The organism is Desulfobulbus alkaliphilus (assembly GCF_016918545.1).
Classification (GTDB): Bacteria; Desulfobacterota; Desulfobulbia; order Desulfobulbales; family Desulfobulbaceae; genus Desulfobulbus; species Desulfobulbus alkaliphilus.
On the sequence record NZ_JAFFQC010000348.1, the window covers coordinates 1 to 411 of the forward strand.

Genomic DNA, 411 nt, shown 5'->3' on the forward strand with positions numbered 1-411 from the left:
CCTGCAGCATTTCCACGTCGCCGCCTTCCAGGGCCTTGGGATCGATGGTGAGGCCGCGCAGTTCCTGCTTGCCGGAGACAACGGCCTTGACCATGCCGCCGCCGCTGCTGGCTTCGTAGGTGCGTTCGTTGAGTTCGTTCTGCAGCTTGGCCAGTTTGTTCTGCATGACCTGCGCCTGGCGCAGGATATCGTTCATGTTACGCATGGGTATCTCCTTGGTTGGATTCGGTACAATGTTCGATATTGGCGTTGAGCAGACGGAGGCAGGCCTGCATCTCGGGCCTGTTCCGAAATTCTTCTATCAGTTCCGCCTCGGTACGGGCCTGACGCGGGGCCACGAATTCCAGGCGCAGATGCCCGGCGCCCCAGGCCGCCAGGGCCTGTTCCAGCTGGGGGCGCTGCTTCTCGGTC

General features: G+C 62.0%; 1 protein-coding gene and 1 pseudogene. Both read right to left on the bottom strand.

What is annotated here, in order from left to right; all coding sequences use genetic code 11:
- A partial coding sequence (locus tag JWG43_RS18880) for a YbaB/EbfC family nucleoid-associated protein (protein ID WP_205244445.1) occupies positions 1-205 on the bottom strand: 205 nt, incomplete at its 3' end.
- Positions 198-411: pseudogene (locus tag JWG43_RS18885) on the bottom strand (DNA polymerase III subunit gamma/tau); the annotation flags it as partial. The pseudogene JWG43_RS18885 and the gene JWG43_RS18880, both read right to left, overlap by 8 nt.